This is a genomic window from Haloarcula sp. R1-2 (assembly GCF_011627385.1).
GTDB lineage: Archaea > Halobacteriota > Halobacteria > Halobacteriales > Haloarculaceae > Haloarcula > Haloarcula marismortui.
In genome coordinates this window covers 309,646-325,205 of record NZ_JAANTG010000002.1, presented here as the reverse complement: position 1 = coordinate 325,205, position 15,560 = coordinate 309,646, and the positions used below count along the sequence as shown (strand labels likewise).

Below are 15,560 nucleotides of genomic sequence, written 5' to 3'. Positions count from 1 at the left end.
CACCTACGTGACTCACGACGATGAGCGAGGAATCCGAGTCCACGTCGGGTGAGGACCCGACTGACTATGGCGCGGAGAGCTGGGAAGACCCCATGACTGGTGCAGTCCCAAAATCGGAGCTTCCCGACGAAATCGTCGAGGAAGTCCCACACTGGACAGATGACCCCTACTTCGACCGGGTGGGCGACCGCCTGATGTACAATTACACGCTGGAGCGGAACCACCGGCTCCGGGGCGAGCGCTGGGACCTCTACGGCGAGATGCGGGTTCTCAATCAGAAACAGTTCTTCCACCCGGCGCTGTCCTACGGTGACCACGAATCCGAGGAGTACCTCTACGCCCGCCGCGTCGACCGGCCGACAGTCGGCGAACTGAAGCGACTGGTCGAACTGGGTCACGACCTTGCTGACGAGCGTGTGTCGGGCAACGAGGAGCACTACCGAACTGACTTCACGTTCGTCCTCGTCGCCGACGAGATACCCGACGAGGTTCGGTCGTTCGTCGAGGGTCAGCGCGAGCGGACGCTGTTGAAGTACGGCTACTACGGCCACTACGAGGTCAATCTGGGCGTCGTGGTTCCGGACGAACAGGTTGCCGTCGCCGGCGAAGCCGCCGACGTGGTCGAGGCGTTCGTTCTCTGGGAGGACGTGACCCAGCCCGAGGAAGGAGTGCTGTCGCGGCTCGCCAAGCGGTTCTGGAAATGACGCTCCCGACCCGGCGTGCCTTCGTCGTCGGCTGTGCGGCGACGCTGGCCGGCTGTAGCGTCCTGCCGGAGGAGCGCGAGCCCATCGAAGCCAGCGCGGCCGCGCCGGCAGTGCTCCCCGAGTCCAGCGGCTACTCGCTCGTTGCCGAAGATAGCCGCACCATCGAGACGACGGTGACCGTCGACTTTTCTGGGGACGTGGAACTAACGTCGCGGCAAGACGTGATCGCGACGGTGTTCCAGCGCGTGTACCAGTCCGCAAACGGGGAGCAGTTCGGGCTCCTGACGGCCCCAGCCGTGCGAGTCGTCGACCAGCCCGAAGTCGTCCGTGACCCGCTGACGGCGGTGGACAGCACCCGGGTCGTTTCGCTTGCGATGGATACCGACGTGGACACTGTTTCGGAGTGGCGCGAACGCGGCTCAGAGACGCTTCTCGGGACCGAAACGACGCGGACGACAGCGACGGCAACGCTCAACGGGACCGAGCGAAAGCTCGCGCGAATTCGCGTCCGTGCCGGCGAGGATTCAGTGACGGCGATAGCGACTATCTCGGATGACGCCGCGCCGCCGTTCGGCGCGGTCACGCGGGACGCGTAACTGTCGCTGTCGACAATAAAAAACGGAAACGGAGTCGCGGTTCAGTCGTCGCCTGGTTCGACCGCGCTGGCGGGACCACGGTCACGGACCGTGCTGATGTTGTCGTACCCTTTCTTCACGAGGGCCAGCGCGAGGCCGATGAGGACCAGCGCCAGTACCATCTGGACGGTCGAGGACGCGATGGCCGCAGTCCCCTCGGCACCGCCCTGAATGAGGTTCTGGTAGAGGTTGCTGTAGAACGCCAGCCAAGACAGCCCCAGAATAGTGATAGTCGTCATGATGGCCATCGGCACGCCCGTGGAGTACAGCTGCTTGTTGTCGTCCCAGTTCGCGAGCCAGACAGTCGCGGTCAGCAGCGCCAGCGCCGCGAGCAGCTGGTTCGCACCGCCGAACAGGGCCCAGAGCGTGAGCCACTCGCCGGAGATAACCATCAGATAGGCCGGGATGGCCTGCACGAGCGGGTTCGTGTAGCGGCCGCGCCCGATTTCGCCGAGGGTCGAACGGATGCCGCCGCCGACGTTGAAGCCGGAAGCCGTTTCGCCCGCCCTGAGCCCGACGATCTCCTCCATCATGTACCGGCCGAGTCGGACGGCCGTGTCCGTGGAGGTCAGCAGGAAACTCACCAACACGAGCGCCATGAACGGTGCGCCGAAGGTCTGGGGGATGCCGAGACTGGTGAAGATGATGCCGCCACCCGTCGCGAAGTTCGGCAACGCAGCACCGATACCGCCGGCGGGATCAGCGAAGCCGGCCACGGCGAGCGTCGACAGTGCGACGGCGGCCAGCAGTCCCTCGCCGAGCATCCCACCGTACCCGATAAGGCGGGCGTCGGTCTCCTTGTTCAGCTGCTTGGCTGTCGTCCCAGAGGACACCAGCGAGTGGAAGCCACTGATCGTCCCGCAGGCGATGGTAATGAACAGCAGCGGGAACAGCGGTGCGAGGCCCGCGCCCTCGACACCCCAGAAGCCGTTGAATGCACCCATCGAGTCCGCGATGACCAACGAGCCGGTCTCGGTGGCAGCCGTGCCGAAAATCGTGCCGACGATGACAGCCACCAGCGAACCGCCGACGCCGGCGTACAGCAGGAACGACGAGAGGTAGTCACGCGGCTGGAGCAGCACCCACACCGGGAGCGCGCTCGCAATGCCCGCGTACACCATGATTATCGGCACCCACGCCGCACGGTTGGGGTTCATCGCTGTCGCAGACGACCCGGGAATCCACTGTCCAGTGCCGAGGTTCAGCACGTCCGCGAGCACGAGCGTGCCTGCGGGGTAGCTCGCCTCGCCGACGGCCGGGAACAGCGCGAACGGGTACTGAATGCCCGCGTACACGCCGGCGAACACCAGCGTCACGAACACGACGGTCCCGGGCAGGAACGGCCCGTTCAACTGGTAGAGGTACACTCCCAGTAGCAGGGCCAGTACGATGTAGACGGTGCTCGCGGTCGTCACCTGTGGGAACGCGTCGAACACGATGGCGACCACCAGCGCGAACACCGCGACGACGAGGATGATGGTCAGGAACGCGAACCACAGCAGCATGTTCTTGCCCCCTTCCCCGATGTACTCGCCAATAATGTAGCCGATTGACTTCCCCTCGTGTCTGAGCGACCCCGACAGCGAGACGAAGTCGTGGACGCTCCCCATCAGCGGGTTACCGATGGCAATCCACAGGAGTGCGGGAACCCACCCCCACACAGCGCCCGCCGTAATCGGTCCGACAATCGGTGCCCCACCCGCGATACTGGAGTAGTGGTGACCCAGCAACACCGGTTTCTTCGACGGGACGTATTCTTGCCCGTCTTCGTACTTGTGCGCCGGTGTCTCGTTGTCGTCGTCGAGTTCGAGGAACCGCGCGAGGTACTTCGAATACCCCAGATACCCCACGCTGAACGTCACCAGTACTGCCAGGACGATCCAGATTACCTGTGTCATGTGTGTGCATGAATGGTAACCAACATCAAGCTATTAATAGTTATTATATATTTCTTATACTTCTCAAGTCCGTCAGAATCCGCTCGGTCACACAGCTTCGACTGTCAGCGAAAATCTAATATCCGATTACTTATCGGTTATGCGCGGCCCGCACATAAGCGGCGGTCGGTGTTTCAGACGAACGTTGGCATCTCGGCATCCGTCTCGACCTCAAGTTCAGCTGCGACATCATCGAGCAGGTCGCCTTTCACCTCCGCCGTGCGGGTTGTGATTTCCGCGACCAGCGGCGGGTCGAGCGTCTCGCGGACCTCCTGTAGCCGTTCGTTTTCGGTGGCGACGCGGTCTCGGAGATATCGAGCCCCACGACCTGCCTCGTCGGGGTCCGGTTCGGGCGTGAGTTTGTTCGCGACGAGGCCACGAACCGAGAGGTCGCGCTCGCGCATCTCGGCGATGGCGCGCCGCGTCTCGTTGACCGAGAGCTGGTCGGGGTTGAGCACGAGGAAGAAGGCGGCGTCGGCCTCCAGCGCGCCGCTGGCGAACTCGAAGAACTCCTTTCGGTCCTGCAGGCGGGCGAGCACCGGGTCGCCGTCCATCACGCGCCGGGGCTCGTTGTTGCCGATGGCGGCCTTCTCGAAGAGGTCGATGCTCTTTTCGCGTTTGTGCATCAGCCGGTCGATCCATCCTTCGAGGAACTCCGGCAGGCCGAGCAGTCGAAGGGTGCTGCCAGTCGGCGAGGTGTCGAAGACGACCCGGTCGTACGGGTCGGCGTTGCGCATCACGTCGACGAAGCGGTCGAACAGCGCCGACTCGTAGGCCCCCGGCGTCTGGTGGGCCATCTCTAGCTGCTGGTTGATCTCGTTGACCATCGCCGCCGACACCTGCTCGGAGAGGTCGTTGCGGATGCCGTCGAGGTGGCGCTGAGTCTCGGTTTCGGGGTCGATCTCCATCGCGTCGAGGCCGTCGATACCTTCGACGGCAGCCGGCTCGTCGCCAAACTGCTGGTCAAACACGTCCGAGACGGAGTGGGCCGGGTCCGTTGAGACGACGAGCGTGTCAAGACCGGCCCGTGCTGACTTGACGCCGTAGGCACAGGAGACGGTGGTCTTGCCGACCCCGCCCTTCCCGCCGAAGAAGACGAACGGCTCCATCAGAAGTGGTACTGCTGGCCTTTGCGTTCGATGTACGAGCCTCTGTCCCACAGCCGCCGCTCCCAGGCCTCGAAGGTGTCTTCGAGGTACGGCAGCAGTTCGGCGGTGTAGTACGACACCGGCGACGGGATGCCGAAGGCGTCGGGGAAACAGGCCAGCATGAACGCGTCCTCGATGTCCTCGGCCTCTTTCTCGATTTTCTCGTAGGCCGGGTGCGTTATCATGCCGTGGTACAGTCCGCGGGCCCACTCCCGCAGTGTCCGGCGAAAGCGCTCGATTCGGTCGGCCAGTTCCATCGTGGGTCATGTGTGCGAGAGGCACAGAGTAAAAGCTGTCGCAGTTACCCGTCGATAGTACCCAGCCGCGGTGACGGGCCAGCGGTCGTGTTTGACCGCCGGAAACGAGGCGCGATTTGAAGGGAGCCGGCCCACAACGGGAGGTATGCGCGACACCATTCCCGTCACGATTCTTTCCGGGAGCCTCGGGGCCGGGAAGACGACGCTACTGAACCATCTGCTGACTGAGGCCGGTGACCGCGACATCGCCGTCCTCGTCAACGACATGGGGACGGTAAACGTCGACGCGGAACTCATCGCCGAGGGGTCCGAACTCGACGTGGACGACGGGGTCGCGGAGCTGTCGAACGGCTGTATCTGCTGTGAACTGCAGGACGACCTCGAAACCGCAGTCGTCCGGCTGGCGGACGACCGTGACTTCGACGCGCTCGTCGTCGAGTCCTCTGGCATCTCCGAGCCAGCGCCCGTCGCGCGGCTGTTCACAACCGAATCGCGCGTGGCGGCGCTCTATCGCGTCGACACGCTCGTGACGGTACTCGACACCCGGCTGTTTCTCGACTCGTTCGCCGGCGAGACGCCGGAACGCCGCGGAAGCGGCGAAGCGAGTGCCGATGGAGACGGCGACGACACAGAAGCCGACGGAGCCGACCGCCCGCTTTCGGACCTCATGGTCGAACAGGTCGAACTCTCGAACCTCGTCGTGCTGAACAAAACGGACCTCTGTACGGACGGGGAACTGGACGAAGCCGAGGAACTGGTGCGGGCGCTCCAGCCCGACGCCGAGACCATCCGAACGACCTTCTCACAGGTCGACCCCGACCGGTTGTTCGACCGCGCACTGTTCGACCAGACCGAAATCAGCGACCTGCCGGGCTGGAAGCGAGCGCTGGCCGAAAGCGGGCACGGTCACGGTGAAGGCAGTCACGACCACGGCGGCGACAGCCACGAAACCGATGCCCACGAAGGCGACACCGGGCACGGACACGACGACCACCACCATCCCGAGGAGGTGTACGGGGTCACGTCCTTCACCTACCGCCGCCGCCGGCCGTTCCACCCCGACCGGCTCGCCGAGGTACTGCAGGACCTGCCGTCGGGAGTCGTCCGTTCGAAGGGGACCGTCTGGCTGGCGGGCAGCGAGCGACGGGTCGTCATCGGCCAGGCCGGTCCTTCGATACGGGCGGAAGCACAGGGACCATGGATTGCGAGTCTCCCCGAAGTCGAGCAGGATATGTACCGCTCGAACCGACCAGAAGTTGACTGGCACGACGAGCATGGCGATCGCCGGACGGAGCTGGTGTTCATCGGGACGGACTACGACGAAAGCGCCCTTCGGACGGCACTGGACGACGCGCTGGTGACAGACGAAGAATGGACGGAAAGCGAGTCACTCACTGGACCGTTCCCGGCGGAGCAGGGCGAGGAGGCGGTGATTCGGAGCCCCTAGCAGGCGCAGTCGCGGCCCGCCGAGCGCTCAAAGCGCATCTCCTCGCCACAGTCCGGACAGACCGGCTCGCCGTCTAAGTCGACATCTCTGATGCGAACGCCGCAGTCGTCACACCAGTACGCGCCCTTCGACCCATCGTCGGGGCGGGACTTCGCGTCCGGCTGTGACGTGAGTGCCTCCTTGACGCTGTCGAGGATGCTCATGGTTGTATATGTACATTGAGGCTACTAAACGTGCCGTGGTTGTGCGCGGTCGTCTCACGGGCATCGACAACCCGGCCGGACAGTAGTGGTATCGGCCGATTCAGCGCCCGGGCACATCCGCCGCCAGTTCCTCGATAGCTCGCTCTATTTCGTTGCCGCGCTTCCAGGCGGCGATGCGGTCGGCAAAGGGGAGTGGCAGATTCAGCGAAACGGTCGACCGCATCGTGACCCGAGAGCCGTTTTCCTCCGGCACGACGGTAATCCGGGTCTCCAGCTGGTCGAACGGGCCGACCTCGCCCTCAGCGGTGTACCGGAGCCCGTCGTCGTGCGACTCGAAGCGCAGGGGGACTGACATCCCCGGGCCAGCGGCGGTGACGAGCGTTCCCGTCTCCGTTTCCTCGACAGCCGTCACTGTGAACGTCCCCTCCGCCGCCACGACCGCCTCCGGCGAGAGCGTGCGGTGGACAGCCGGCGGCCGTGCCATCACGAACCGAGAGCGTTCGACCTCGCGCATACCAGTCCACATGCGTACCGGGGTGGTAAATCACAGGGCCAGCGGGGCCGAGACAGCCACCAGCAGAACGGCGAAGCCGACGCCAATGTAGATGAGGCGTTGAAAACGAAGCTCCGGCGCTATCCGTACCGATGGCGGCGGGGCCGTCCACACCAAGCGGTGGTACGCGACGGCGGCCACGGCGACGGTCCCGGCTGTCGAAACGGTCAGACCGGCCCAGACGGGAAGCCCGTAGGCGAGGCCGTACAGCGGGCCAACAGAAAACAGTAGCATCACCGCCGTTGCGGTGCAGACGAGAAATGGGACCGGGTCGACCGGGTCCCCATGGCGATTTCGAACGTTCATGCGTCGTGTTAGGCTTCGAATGTGTTTAGTTGCGCGACTTGGCCGCGCCCGGCCAGAGAATGAAGCACCGGGGACTGCCAAAGAGCTAAGGGGCGTCCCGTCCGTGTTCGTGGGCATGAGCGACGCGAACGGGTTCGAGGAGGGGGCAAGCGGGTCACAGGGCGACCCGCGGGTACTTATCGCGATGAACGTCGTGCTCTCGACGGTGTTTTCGGCCACTCTCGTCTGGGGGCTGAGCGTCATCGGTGCGGCAGAGCTCACGGCTATCAACGTCGCGACCGGCGCGATACTGCTGTTCGCGCTGACCTACGCCATCACACTTCAGTAGCGGGCCTGCGCCACGCTCCAGTAGCGGTTCTGCAGTACGACCGCGACACTCGGCTTACTCGGGGTCGTAGGGGTGCACGTCGTCTACCGCAGGTGCGCCGACGACGAGCGTCCGTACTGGCTCGGTCGCCGACTCAGGGTTGTGCGCCCGCTGGGGGCTGTCCGGTTCGACGACGAACGCCTCGTCTTCATCAACTTCGTAGGTCTTCTCGGGCGTCTCGACAGCCAGCGTTCCGGAAAGGACGTAGAACAGTTCTTCCTGATTGTCATGGTAGTGGTACGCGAGCGGAATGTCCTCGCCGGGGGCGACCTCATAAAGATTCACGGCCGCATTTTCCAGGTCAGCTGCATCACTTATCGACCGCTGGATGCTCGGTCGGTCCGGTGTCGGTTCGATGTCGTCGACCGCGAGGTGGTGATAACCCATGTCATCCCTGTCGACAGCGACCGACGTAAAACGACTGCTCCCGCAAGTGCTCAGTCCGAGGCTTCTTCGGCGTCGACCGGCTCTGTCTCGTCGGTTTGGAGGCGGACGACGCGAGCCTTCATGATGCGCGTGTTCTCGACCTGTTCGACGCGGATCTCGACGCCGTCGTAGGTGATAGTCTCGCCTTCCTCGACCAGTCGCCCCGCCCGGTTGAAAATAAAGCCGGCGATGGTCTCAAACTCCTCGCCTTCAGGTAGGTCTAGATCCAGCGCTTCGTTGACCTCCTCGATGTTGACCTCGCCTTTGACCGTGACCGTGTCGTCATCGACGTACTCGATCGGCTCTTCCTCCTCGCCTTCGAGTATCTCGCCGACAATCTCCTCGGTCAGGTCCTCCATCGTCACCAGCCCCTCAGTGGTCCCGAACTCGTCGATGACGATGACCATGTGCAGGCGTTCGGCCCGCATCTCGGTCAGCAGGTCGTCGACGTTCTTCGACTCGGGGACGTGCAGCGTCGGCTCGATGAGGTCTTCAAGATCCATGTCGCGGGCCAGCGCCTCGCCGTAATTGAGGTCCCGAACGAGGTCGCGGATGTGGATGACGCCGATGACGTTGTCCAGACTGCCTTCGTAGACCGGGATACGGGCGTGGCCGCTCTGGATACACGTCTCCAGCGCTTCCTCGACAGACGACTCCTTGGCGACGGCGGTCATGTCCAGCCGCGGCGTCATCACTTCCTTGGCGATGGTGTCGTTGAACCGCAGCGTGCGCTGGAGCATCTCGCGTTCGTCCTCGTCGAGGACGCCCTCGCGCTCACCCGTCTCGATGATGTCCTGTATTTCCTCGCGGGTGACGTAGGAGGTCTCGATGGCGGAGCGGCCCCCGGTTATCTTGTTGACGACGCGAGTGAGGTAGTCGAACAGGAGGATAAGCGGAAGCAGCACCTTCTCGGCGGCCTTGAGCGGCTTAGAGATGCGCAGCGCCCAGGATTCGGTGTTCTCAACCGCGTAGCTCTTTGGCGCGCTTTCGCCGAACAGGAGCACGATGGCGGTAATGCCGAACGTCGCGACCGCGACGGCTTGCCCCTGGGAGAGATAGAGGGCCAGCAGCCCGGTCGCGATAGAGGACATCGCAATGTTGACGAGGTTGTTCCCGACGAGAATCGTCACGAGCAGGCGGTGCGGGTCCGCCTTGAGTTGCTTGAGCGTCTTCGCGCCCGGAACGCCATCCTCGACGAGGGCTTCTGTCCGGTGTGCCGGCAACGAGAACATGGCAATCTCCGAGGACGAGAAGAACGCCGACAGGACGATGAGGAAGACGATAACGGCAGTACCACCGGCCAGCACCACGGTTTCGGGGATCGTGACGCCGGCGTATTCGATAGCCTGCAGCATCGCTGTAGACAGCTCGAACGGCGCAGGTGGATCCAGGGCCATCAACGGTCGAAGTTGTAATGGGCGGGGATTAAGGCTTGTCATGGAGGGGTTGCCAGCGAAGCCCTTACCCGGCTTTCACGCGTATCGCCGTATAGAGTATGAGCGAGTCCGACATCACGCTGTACCGGTTGCAGGCGTGTCCCTTCTGCGAGCGCGTCGTCCGGAAGCTGAACGAATACGGTCTCGATTACCAGTCGCGGTTCGTCGAGCCGATGCACGCCGACCGCGACGTGGTCAAGCGGCTGTCCGGCAAGCGGACCGTCCCAGCCATCGTCGACGAGAGCACTGGCGTCACGATGTCCGAGAGCGCGAACATCGTCGCGTATCTGGAGCGGACGTACGGCGAAGGCGAGGGGACAGCAGGGGGTGCGGCCTGATGGACCTTGATTTCGATATCGTCGACCTCGACCCGGTCGACCACCCCGAGGAAGGCGACACCGCGCCGGATTTCACACGCCCACTCGTCAACGACGAGTTCTGGGAGGACGAATCGCTCGCGTCGGTGTGTGCCGACAGCGACCGGGTCGTCCTCGTGTTCCACGCGATGGACGGCGCGTTCCCGGCGACGTACATCTGGAACGAGATCCGTGACCGCGCGTGGCACGAGCAGGCCACCGTCGTCGGCATCTCCATCTCGACACCATACGAGCACAAGCAGTTGCTCAATGAGCGAGAAATAGAGGGAGACTACCGGCTGTTCTCGGACCCCGCCAACGGTGTCGCACAGCAGTACAGCATCGACATGGCTCTCGACGGGATGGCCGGTATCGAGGAGCCGCGCCCGTCGGTGTTCGTCCTCGATAGCGACCGGACCATTGAGTACGTGTGGGTGGCCCAGGAATGGCCCGACTTCCCGGACTACGACGACGTCGAAGCCCAGCTCTAACGATGGCGACAGTCGACGACGCCGCGGCAGCGGTCCGTGACGGAAAGCTGGTCGTCTATCCCACGGAGACAGTGTACGGTCTCGGCGCGGACGCACTCGACGCTGCCGCTGTCGAACGGGTGTTCGACGCGAAGGGCCGCGAGCGCGACAAGCCGGTGTCGCTGGCCGTCCCCGATATCGAATCCGCACGCGAGTACACGCGCCTGAGCGACCGTGAACTGGCGTTCATGCGGGAGTTCCTTCCCGGCCCGGTCACCGTCGTCGTGGAGCGCCGCGACGTCGTCCCGGACGTACTGGTCGCTGGCCGGGACCGCGTCGGGGTCCGGGTCCCCGACCACGACCTCGCGCTGGAACTACTCGCTGAAACCGGGCCGCTCACGGCAACGAGCGCTAACATATCCGGGAATCCAAGCGTTCGCACCGTCGACGACCTCGACGCGATCCGCGAGCGCGCTGCTGTCGTACTTGACGCCGGCGAGACCGACGGCGGGACCGGTTCGACGGTCGTGAACGTCGACAGCGGGACGATTCATCGCCGCGGCGCACGCGCCGACGCCGTCGAGTCGTGGCTCAACGACCGGAGCTGATACCCGCCCGGAACTGTCCGGGTGCTGGCCGCCTTAGCGTAGCATTGACCGTAGCGACCGCGTTTTCACCCCGCAGTCATCGCTGAACTCACAGGGCTTGCACTTGGCGTCGTTTCGCACCCGCCCCGGCGGTCCGTCGATGCTGTCGGCAGTTCTGACCGCACGACGGTAGACGCCGGCCCGCCGTGCGTTCACCTCAACTCGTCGGATGACGCCGTACGCCGGATACTCCGCGTAGGCGATGTCGATATCACGCTCGCGCTCCCAAGACAGCGCCTTCGCGGCGGCGACCAGCCGCACGGTCTGGGGCTCCCAGACACCGGTTTCCGGCGGCCGACCGGCGAACACGAGCGACGGCGCGGGACCGTCCCGTCCGGCGACGACCTTGTGTGCGATACCGCGGGCGTCCTTCCCTTCGAGATACGCGTCGGTCGCTGCCGGGGCGACCAGCCCGTCCCAGTCAGCCAGCCGCTCTCGAAGCCCTCTGAGTCGGTCGCGGTACTCGTCGGGTCCCACTTCGATGGGGGCTGCCAGCAGGGCGGCGTCGTCGGTCAGCAACCGCTCGTACTCCCGGGCGAGTCGGCGAACCGACTCGATTTCGTCGGGAATCTCGCTTGCGCCGTCGCGGCGGCGGTAGTAGAGCTTTCGCGGGCAGTAGGCAGCCGTTTCCAGTTCCCTGAACGTGTGGGTCGACATGAGCCTACGTGGTCGTGTTCTCCCACAAGAAGGTTCGGCGGCCGCCGCCGTTGAAACAACTGCGCAGTTGGCTACCCCTGCCACGACTGGAAACGACTACAAAAGGTATCCGAGGGTCACATCGACACGTCAGCGCCGGAGTCAAGCGAATCGATGTCTTCAGTGGCCTCGTCGAGGCCGTCATCACGGAGGCCAGCGGCGTGGTGTGTTGATAGGCCAGCGTCGGTGAGTACGTCCTCGAACTGGCTCTGAAACCGGTGGGAGACACGGCGGGCGGCGTCCTGTGCGGCAACGACGCGCCGGTAGTGGGCGGCCCGGGACTCGTCGATATCGAACTCGGCTGCAAGTTCGGTGACGGACGGGTCGTCGTCGGCGACACGACGGCGGAACTCGGGCAGGTCAAACGGTGCCTCTGTGTCCTCGTCACGGAGGAGATGCAGGTCAAGTCGGCCCTCGACCACAGCAGACTCGTCCGTGCCGATTTCGGCCGCGATAGTCTCGTCGTCGCTCCCCTCGTAGAACAGTCGGACCACTGTCACCAGATCCTCATCAGCGAGTTCGGTCTGGAACTCATACCGCTCACGCATCCGCGCGACGACATCACCGAGTCGGTCCGTGACACCGGCCTCGTCAGTATCGGCTAGAGACCCTCTTGACGCCTCCTGAGACTCCGTCACAGCTTCCTCGCCGGAGACGTCCATGAAGATGTCACGGAGTTCTTCGGTCTTCTCGTCCATCGAACATGATACTACTCCTCGGGAGGCATATATCTGTCGGATGGGCAACGTAATGCGACGGAAACTTTCAACAGTTCCCTAATTCTCGCAAGACTGCAGCGGGGCGTGGCAAGATTTAAGCGGACACGAAGCACGTGTTAGCGTATGTCATCTATACTCCAGACGACCACGCGCCCGACGTTCTGGCGTATCGGCGACGTGGGGAAGGCGCTGTTTTACTATCTGGCAGCGCTTGCTGTCATCGTCTTTCTGTACGGTGTGTACAACCGCGTCACCCGCTATGCCAAGGGCAGCGAGGACCCATTTGAGCGACTGGACGAACTGCCCCAGCGGACGGTTGCGGCGGCGCAGTTAGCGCTGTCAAATCGAAAGCAGTTGGACCGCGACACCGTCGCTGGCGTGATGCACGCGTTCATCGTCTGGGGCTTTCTGACGCTGCTCATCGGAACGACGATTCTGGGTATCGATATCGACTTCTATCGGCCGCTGACCGGTGAGTCCTTCTTCGTCGGCCAGTTCTACCTCTCCTATTCGTTTGTCATGGACGCGATGGGGCTGCTGTTCGTCGTCGGCGTCGGTGTCGCGCTGTGGCGACGCTACGGCCGCAAGCTAGACCGCCTCCACGACCGCCACACGTCCCGCGAGGATGACCTGTTTCTCGGCTCGTTGTTCGTGCTGGGTGTCGGCGGCTACCTCACTGAAGGCGTTCGGATTCTCGGGACCTCGACGGTCCGAGATGTCTCCTTCGAGACGGTGAGCTTCGTCGGCTGGTCAGTCAAAGAAGTGCTCGTCATGGCCGGGATGACACCGGAGATGGCAGCGGGTGCGTACCCCTTTGTCTGGTGGAGCCATTCGCTCGTTGCGCTGTGGTTCGTCGCCTGGATACCCTACGCGAAGCCGTTCCACATGCTCTCGTCCTTTGCCAACCTTGTCGCCCGCGATGAGAAGGCCGGGGTGCGACTGCCCGGCGTGCCAAGCGACGCGAGTCCCGAGGAGATTGGCCCCAGCGACATCGACGACTTCTCCTGGAAACAGTTGCTCGACCACGACGCCTGCACCAAGTGTGGCCGGTGTTCGTCGGTCTGTCCGGCGAAAGCCTCCGGGCGGCCGCTGGACCCGCGAAACGTCATTCTGGACCTGAAACGCTACCGCGAAGAGCGTGACGCCGGCGGCGAGGACGTGCCTATTGTCGCCGACGGCGGCACCTCGGTCATCGACGCCCACACGATGGAGTCCTGCATGTCCTGTATGGCCTGTATGGACGCCTGTCCGGTCGACATCGAACACGTCACGCAGTTCACCGAGATGAACCGTCGGCTCACCGAGGCTGGGGAGATGGACGAACACGTGCAGGACGCGATGATGAACGTGTTTCAGCACGGCAACACCTTCGGCGACCCCGAGCGCGCCCGGCCGGACTGGACCGAGGACCTCGACTTCGAGGTGCCGGACGCCCGCGACGAACCGGTGGAGTACCTCTGGTACGTCGGCGACTACCCGAGCTACGACGAGCGCAACCAGAAGATTGCGCAGGCGCTCGCCACCGTCTTCGAGGCCGCCGACGTGGACTACGGCATCCTCTACGAGGCCGAACAGACCGACGGCAACGACGTGCGCCGCGTCGGCGAGGAAGGGCTCTACGAGATGCTCGTCGAGGACAACGCCGAGGCAATACTGGACTGTGAGTTCCAGTCCATCGTCACGACGGACCCCCACGCCTACAACACGTTCATGAACGAGTACCCCGAGTTCGAGGCCTGTGAGTGGGGCGAAGACGACGTGTTCCACTACACGCAGGTCGTCGCCGACCTCGCAGATGCGGGCGCGCTCGGCCTCTCCGGGACCGAACTGGACTACACTGTCACCTACCACGACCCCTGTCACCTCGGGCGGTACAACGGCGAGTTCGAAGCGCCGCGGGACCTCATCCACGCGACCGGCGCTGACCTCCACGAGATGCCCCGGAACAGGGACGACTCCTTCTGTTGTGGCGGTGGCGGCGGCGGTCTCTGGATGGACCTCGAAGAAGAGACGAAACCCAGCGAGGAACGCCTGCGCGAGGCCCTCGAAGACACCGAAGCGGGCGCGGCCGTCGAGAAGTTCGTCGTCGCCTGCCCGATGTGCATGACGATGTACGAGGACGGACGCAAGACCGGCGGGTACGAGGACGACCTCGAAATCGTCGGCGTCACAGAACTGCTGGCTGAGGCCGTCAGCGAGAGCTGAGTTACAGCCGTTCACAGACCTGTTTCCCGCTCACAACCTCGGGGATTATGACCTCGTCCGCCCCGACACGACGGGCCACGGTCTCGTCCTGCCGGTCGCCGGCTCGAACGATGAGGTGGACCGTGGGCGCGAGCTGGCTCGCCAGCACCGCTATCTGGATGTTTGCGTTCGTATCATCTATTGCGCCGATAACCGTATCCGCTCGCTTGACACCCGCATCTGTCAGCGCGTCCTCGCGGCTCGCGTCGGCCTCCAGCGCGAGGTGGCCGTCGTCAAGCGCCCGTTCGTACTGTTCCATCTGCTGTTCGATGACGACCACTCGGGTATCCGTGTCGTCTATCTGCTCCGCGACGGTCTGTCCGAACGTCCCGTAGCCACAGACGACGACGTGGTCGTCCAGTTCCTTGATTCGCTGTGCGATTTGCATGCGTGTGAGTTCCGTCTGAATCTGGCCGCCGAAGGCCGCCGACAGCGCTGTTTCGCCGGTCCACAGCCCGGCGACGACGAGACCAGTAAGCACTACGATGGCGTAGCCCTTGACCAGCCTCGCGGGCCCGTCGTGGCTCTGAAAGTGGAGTTCGATGCTCGTGGGGTCGAGCAGCCAGAACAGCGCGTTGACGACGCCGACCCCGCCAAACGTGACAAAACCGGCCACGCCGGCGACGACCAGCCCGACGAACGCGAGAACCGGTTTCAAGAGTTGCCGGAGCAACGACCGGTCCGTGTCTGCACTGCTGTCGCTGCGTTCCATTGCTGTAGCTGTCTACCGAAGGTCGCGGCACAGCGCCGCCGAAACCGACGCTGGCGTGGTTCGCCGCCGAGCTCAGTCTGTCAGCGTCTCGGCGGGAGTTGTGTGTGGCTCCGCGGCGGACGCGACATCGCCGCGGTCCGTGTTCGGCACGTGGTTCCGGTTCGGGTAGACCCGTTTGACGCAGTCAGCACAATTGGTGACAAGTACCATGTTAAACGGTCAGCAGAGCTGTCATATGTATGTTGCCGGAATATGGCTAGACCAAATCTAATGGCATAATATACCATTAATATGTAT

The 15,560-nt window shown here is 63.8% G+C and carries 20 protein-coding genes; 8 read left to right on the top strand and 12 right to left on the bottom strand.

Going from position 1 to position 15,560, the window contains the following annotated elements; translation table 11 throughout:
- The first annotated feature begins 20 nt into the window (after window positions 1–20).
- Window positions 21–704: a hypothetical protein gene (locus G9C82_RS09735; protein ID WP_127013991.1), complete on the top strand. Its 684-nt coding sequence runs from the start codon at window positions 21–23 to the stop codon at window positions 702–704.
- Window positions 701–1,300, top strand: coding sequence for a DUF6517 family protein (locus G9C82_RS09730; protein ID WP_127013990.1), 600 nt, complete (start codon window positions 701–703; stop codon window positions 1,298–1,300). Before G9C82_RS09735 ends, G9C82_RS09730 begins: the two co-directional genes overlap by 4 nt.
- Window positions 1,301–1,341: 41 nt before the next feature.
- On the opposite strand, the gene G9C82_RS09725 is transcribed toward G9C82_RS09730, so the two are convergent.
- The 3 genes from G9C82_RS09725 to G9C82_RS09715 all read right to left on the bottom strand — a co-directional run bounded on the left by G9C82_RS09725 (window position 1,342) and on the right by G9C82_RS09715 (window position 4,681).
- A complete protein-coding gene (locus tag G9C82_RS09725) occupies window positions 1,342–3,237 on the bottom strand; it encodes a carbon starvation protein A (RefSeq protein ID WP_127013989.1) in 1,896 nt (631 codons plus the stop codon).
- A gap of 173 nt (window positions 3,238–3,410) precedes the next feature.
- Window positions 3,411–4,385, bottom strand: a complete 975-nt coding sequence (locus G9C82_RS09720) for a TRC40/GET3/ArsA family transport-energizing ATPase (protein WP_127013988.1) — start codon at window positions 4,383–4,385, stop codon at window positions 3,411–3,413.
- Complete coding sequence (locus G9C82_RS09715; RefSeq protein WP_004959670.1) at window positions 4,385–4,681, bottom strand: hypothetical protein; 297 nt, start codon at window positions 4,679–4,681, stop codon at window positions 4,385–4,387. The genes G9C82_RS09720 and G9C82_RS09715 overlap by 1 nt, the downstream gene beginning before the upstream one ends.
- A 145-nt stretch (window positions 4,682–4,826) precedes the next feature.
- On the opposite strand from G9C82_RS09715, the gene G9C82_RS09710 reads away from it, so the two are divergent.
- A complete protein-coding gene (locus G9C82_RS09710) occupies window positions 4,827–6,128 on the top strand; it encodes a GTP-binding protein (protein ID WP_127013987.1) in 1,302 nt (433 codons plus the stop codon).
- On the opposite strand, the gene G9C82_RS09705 is transcribed toward G9C82_RS09710, so the two are convergent.
- The 3 genes from G9C82_RS09705 to G9C82_RS09695 form a co-directional block, all read right to left on the bottom strand.
- Entirely contained in the window at window positions 6,125–6,331 is a 207-nt protein-coding gene (locus G9C82_RS09705; RefSeq protein ID WP_004959675.1) for a hypothetical protein, read from the bottom strand. The genes G9C82_RS09710 and G9C82_RS09705 overlap by 4 nt on opposite strands.
- Before the next feature lie 100 nt (window positions 6,332–6,431).
- Window positions 6,432–6,845: an SRPBCC family protein gene (locus G9C82_RS09700; RefSeq protein WP_127013986.1), complete on the bottom strand. Its 414-nt coding sequence runs from the start codon at window positions 6,843–6,845 to the stop codon at window positions 6,432–6,434.
- Window positions 6,846–6,875: 30 nt separating this feature from the next.
- Entirely contained in the window at window positions 6,876–7,190 is a 315-nt protein-coding gene (locus G9C82_RS09695; protein WP_004959681.1) for a hypothetical protein, read from the bottom strand.
- A 115-nt stretch (window positions 7,191–7,305) separates the two neighbouring features.
- Between G9C82_RS09695 and G9C82_RS09690 the strand changes: the two genes are divergently transcribed.
- A complete protein-coding gene (locus tag G9C82_RS09690) occupies window positions 7,306–7,518 on the top strand; it encodes a hypothetical protein (RefSeq protein WP_004959683.1) in 213 nt (70 codons plus the stop codon).
- A gap of 54 nt (window positions 7,519–7,572) precedes the next feature.
- Here G9C82_RS09690 and G9C82_RS09685 read toward each other — a convergent pair whose 3' ends face one another.
- On the bottom strand, window positions 7,573–7,944 hold the full coding sequence (locus G9C82_RS09685) for a cupin domain-containing protein (protein WP_004959687.1): 372 nt from the start codon (window positions 7,942–7,944) through the stop codon (window positions 7,573–7,575).
- Window positions 7,945–7,994: 50 nt separating this feature from the next.
- Entirely contained in the window at window positions 7,995–9,380 is a 1,386-nt protein-coding gene (locus tag G9C82_RS09680) for a hemolysin family protein (protein WP_004959689.1), read from the bottom strand.
- A 98-nt stretch (window positions 9,381–9,478) separates the two neighbouring features.
- On the opposite strand from G9C82_RS09680, the gene G9C82_RS09675 reads away from it, so the two are divergent.
- Genes G9C82_RS09675 through G9C82_RS09665 form a run of 3 tightly spaced genes read left to right on the top strand, consistent with a single transcriptional unit; the run spans window position 9,479 to window position 10,853 of the window.
- Window positions 9,479–9,757: a glutathione S-transferase N-terminal domain-containing protein gene (locus G9C82_RS09675; protein ID WP_127013985.1), complete on the top strand. Its 279-nt coding sequence runs from the start codon at window positions 9,479–9,481 to the stop codon at window positions 9,755–9,757.
- Window positions 9,757–10,266: a redoxin domain-containing protein gene (locus G9C82_RS09670; RefSeq protein WP_127013984.1), complete on the top strand. Its 510-nt coding sequence runs from the start codon at window positions 9,757–9,759 to the stop codon at window positions 10,264–10,266. The genes G9C82_RS09675 and G9C82_RS09670 overlap by 1 nt, the downstream gene beginning before the upstream one ends.
- Before the next feature lie 2 nt (window positions 10,267–10,268).
- Window positions 10,269–10,853: an L-threonylcarbamoyladenylate synthase gene (locus G9C82_RS09665; RefSeq protein ID WP_004959696.1), complete on the top strand. Its 585-nt coding sequence runs from the start codon at window positions 10,269–10,271 to the stop codon at window positions 10,851–10,853.
- A gap of 33 nt (window positions 10,854–10,886) precedes the next feature.
- Here the strand turns inward: G9C82_RS09665 and G9C82_RS09660 are convergent, their stop codons facing one another.
- Both G9C82_RS09660 and G9C82_RS09655 read right to left on the bottom strand, forming a co-directional pair.
- Window positions 10,887–11,549 carry a hypothetical protein gene (locus G9C82_RS09660; RefSeq protein WP_127013983.1) on the bottom strand — a complete coding sequence of 221 codons (663 nt, stop codon included), beginning with the start codon at window positions 11,547–11,549 and terminating at the stop codon, window positions 10,887–10,889.
- Window positions 11,550–11,665: 116 nt separating this feature from the next.
- Window positions 11,666–12,286, bottom strand: coding sequence for a conditioned medium-induced protein 4 (locus tag G9C82_RS09655; protein ID WP_127013982.1), 621 nt, complete (start codon window positions 12,284–12,286; stop codon window positions 11,666–11,668).
- A gap of 144 nt (window positions 12,287–12,430) precedes the next feature.
- On the opposite strand from G9C82_RS09655, the gene G9C82_RS09650 reads away from it, so the two are divergent.
- Window positions 12,431–14,512, top strand: a complete 2,082-nt coding sequence (locus tag G9C82_RS09650; RefSeq protein ID WP_127013981.1) for a (Fe-S)-binding protein — start codon at window positions 12,431–12,433, stop codon at window positions 14,510–14,512.
- 1 nt (window position 14,513) lies between these two features.
- Here the strand turns inward: G9C82_RS09650 and G9C82_RS09645 are convergent, their stop codons facing one another.
- Both G9C82_RS09645 and G9C82_RS09640 read right to left on the bottom strand, forming a co-directional pair.
- Window positions 14,514–15,263, bottom strand: coding sequence for a TrkA family potassium uptake protein (locus tag G9C82_RS09645; RefSeq protein WP_004959708.1), 750 nt, complete (start codon window positions 15,261–15,263; stop codon window positions 14,514–14,516).
- A 72-nt stretch (window positions 15,264–15,335) separates the two neighbouring features.
- Window positions 15,336–15,473: a hypothetical protein gene (locus tag G9C82_RS09640; protein WP_007189516.1), complete on the bottom strand. Its 138-nt coding sequence runs from the start codon at window positions 15,471–15,473 to the stop codon at window positions 15,336–15,338.
- Between the last annotated feature and the right edge of the window lie 87 nt (window positions 15,474–15,560).

Coding starts and splice junctions, on each gene's coding strand:
- G9C82_RS09735 (WP_127013991.1), top strand. CDS start 21: ATGAGCGAGGAATCCGAGTCCACGTCGGGTGAGGACCCGACTGACTAT.
- G9C82_RS09730 (WP_127013990.1), top strand. CDS start 701: ATGACGCTCCCGACCCGGCGTGCCTTCGTCGTCGGCTGTGCGGCGACG.
- G9C82_RS09725 (WP_127013989.1), bottom strand. CDS start 3,237: ATGACACAGGTAATCTGGATCGTCCTGGCAGTACTGGTGACGTTCAGC.
- G9C82_RS09720 (WP_127013988.1), bottom strand. CDS start 4,385: ATGGAGCCGTTCGTCTTCTTCGGCGGGAAGGGCGGGGTCGGCAAGACC.
- G9C82_RS09715 (WP_004959670.1), bottom strand. CDS start 4,681: ATGGAACTGGCCGACCGAATCGAGCGCTTTCGCCGGACACTGCGGGAG.
- G9C82_RS09710 (WP_127013987.1), top strand. CDS start 4,827: ATGCGCGACACCATTCCCGTCACGATTCTTTCCGGGAGCCTCGGGGCC.
- G9C82_RS09705 (WP_004959675.1), bottom strand. CDS start 6,331: ATGAGCATCCTCGACAGCGTCAAGGAGGCACTCACGTCACAGCCGGAC.
- G9C82_RS09700 (WP_127013986.1), bottom strand. CDS start 6,845: ATGCGCGAGGTCGAACGCTCTCGGTTCGTGATGGCACGGCCGCCGGCT.
- G9C82_RS09695 (WP_004959681.1), bottom strand. CDS start 7,190: ATGAACGTTCGAAATCGCCATGGGGACCCGGTCGACCCGGTCCCATTT.
- G9C82_RS09690 (WP_004959683.1), top strand. CDS start 7,306: ATGAGCGACGCGAACGGGTTCGAGGAGGGGGCAAGCGGGTCACAGGGC.
- G9C82_RS09685 (WP_004959687.1), bottom strand. CDS start 7,944: ATGGGTTATCACCACCTCGCGGTCGACGACATCGAACCGACACCGGAC.
- G9C82_RS09680 (WP_004959689.1), bottom strand. CDS start 9,380: ATGGCCCTGGATCCACCTGCGCCGTTCGAGCTGTCTACAGCGATGCTG.
- G9C82_RS09675 (WP_127013985.1), top strand. CDS start 9,479: ATGAGCGAGTCCGACATCACGCTGTACCGGTTGCAGGCGTGTCCCTTC.
- G9C82_RS09670 (WP_127013984.1), top strand. CDS start 9,757: ATGGACCTTGATTTCGATATCGTCGACCTCGACCCGGTCGACCACCCC.
- G9C82_RS09665 (WP_004959696.1), top strand. CDS start 10,269: ATGGCGACAGTCGACGACGCCGCGGCAGCGGTCCGTGACGGAAAGCTG.
- G9C82_RS09660 (WP_127013983.1), bottom strand. CDS start 11,549: ATGTCGACCCACACGTTCAGGGAACTGGAAACGGCTGCCTACTGCCCG.
- G9C82_RS09655 (WP_127013982.1), bottom strand. CDS start 12,286: ATGGACGAGAAGACCGAAGAACTCCGTGACATCTTCATGGACGTCTCC.
- G9C82_RS09650 (WP_127013981.1), top strand. CDS start 12,431: ATGTCATCTATACTCCAGACGACCACGCGCCCGACGTTCTGGCGTATC.
- G9C82_RS09645 (WP_004959708.1), bottom strand. CDS start 15,263: ATGGAACGCAGCGACAGCAGTGCAGACACGGACCGGTCGTTGCTCCGG.
- G9C82_RS09640 (WP_007189516.1), bottom strand. CDS start 15,473: ATGGTACTTGTCACCAATTGTGCTGACTGCGTCAAACGGGTCTACCCG.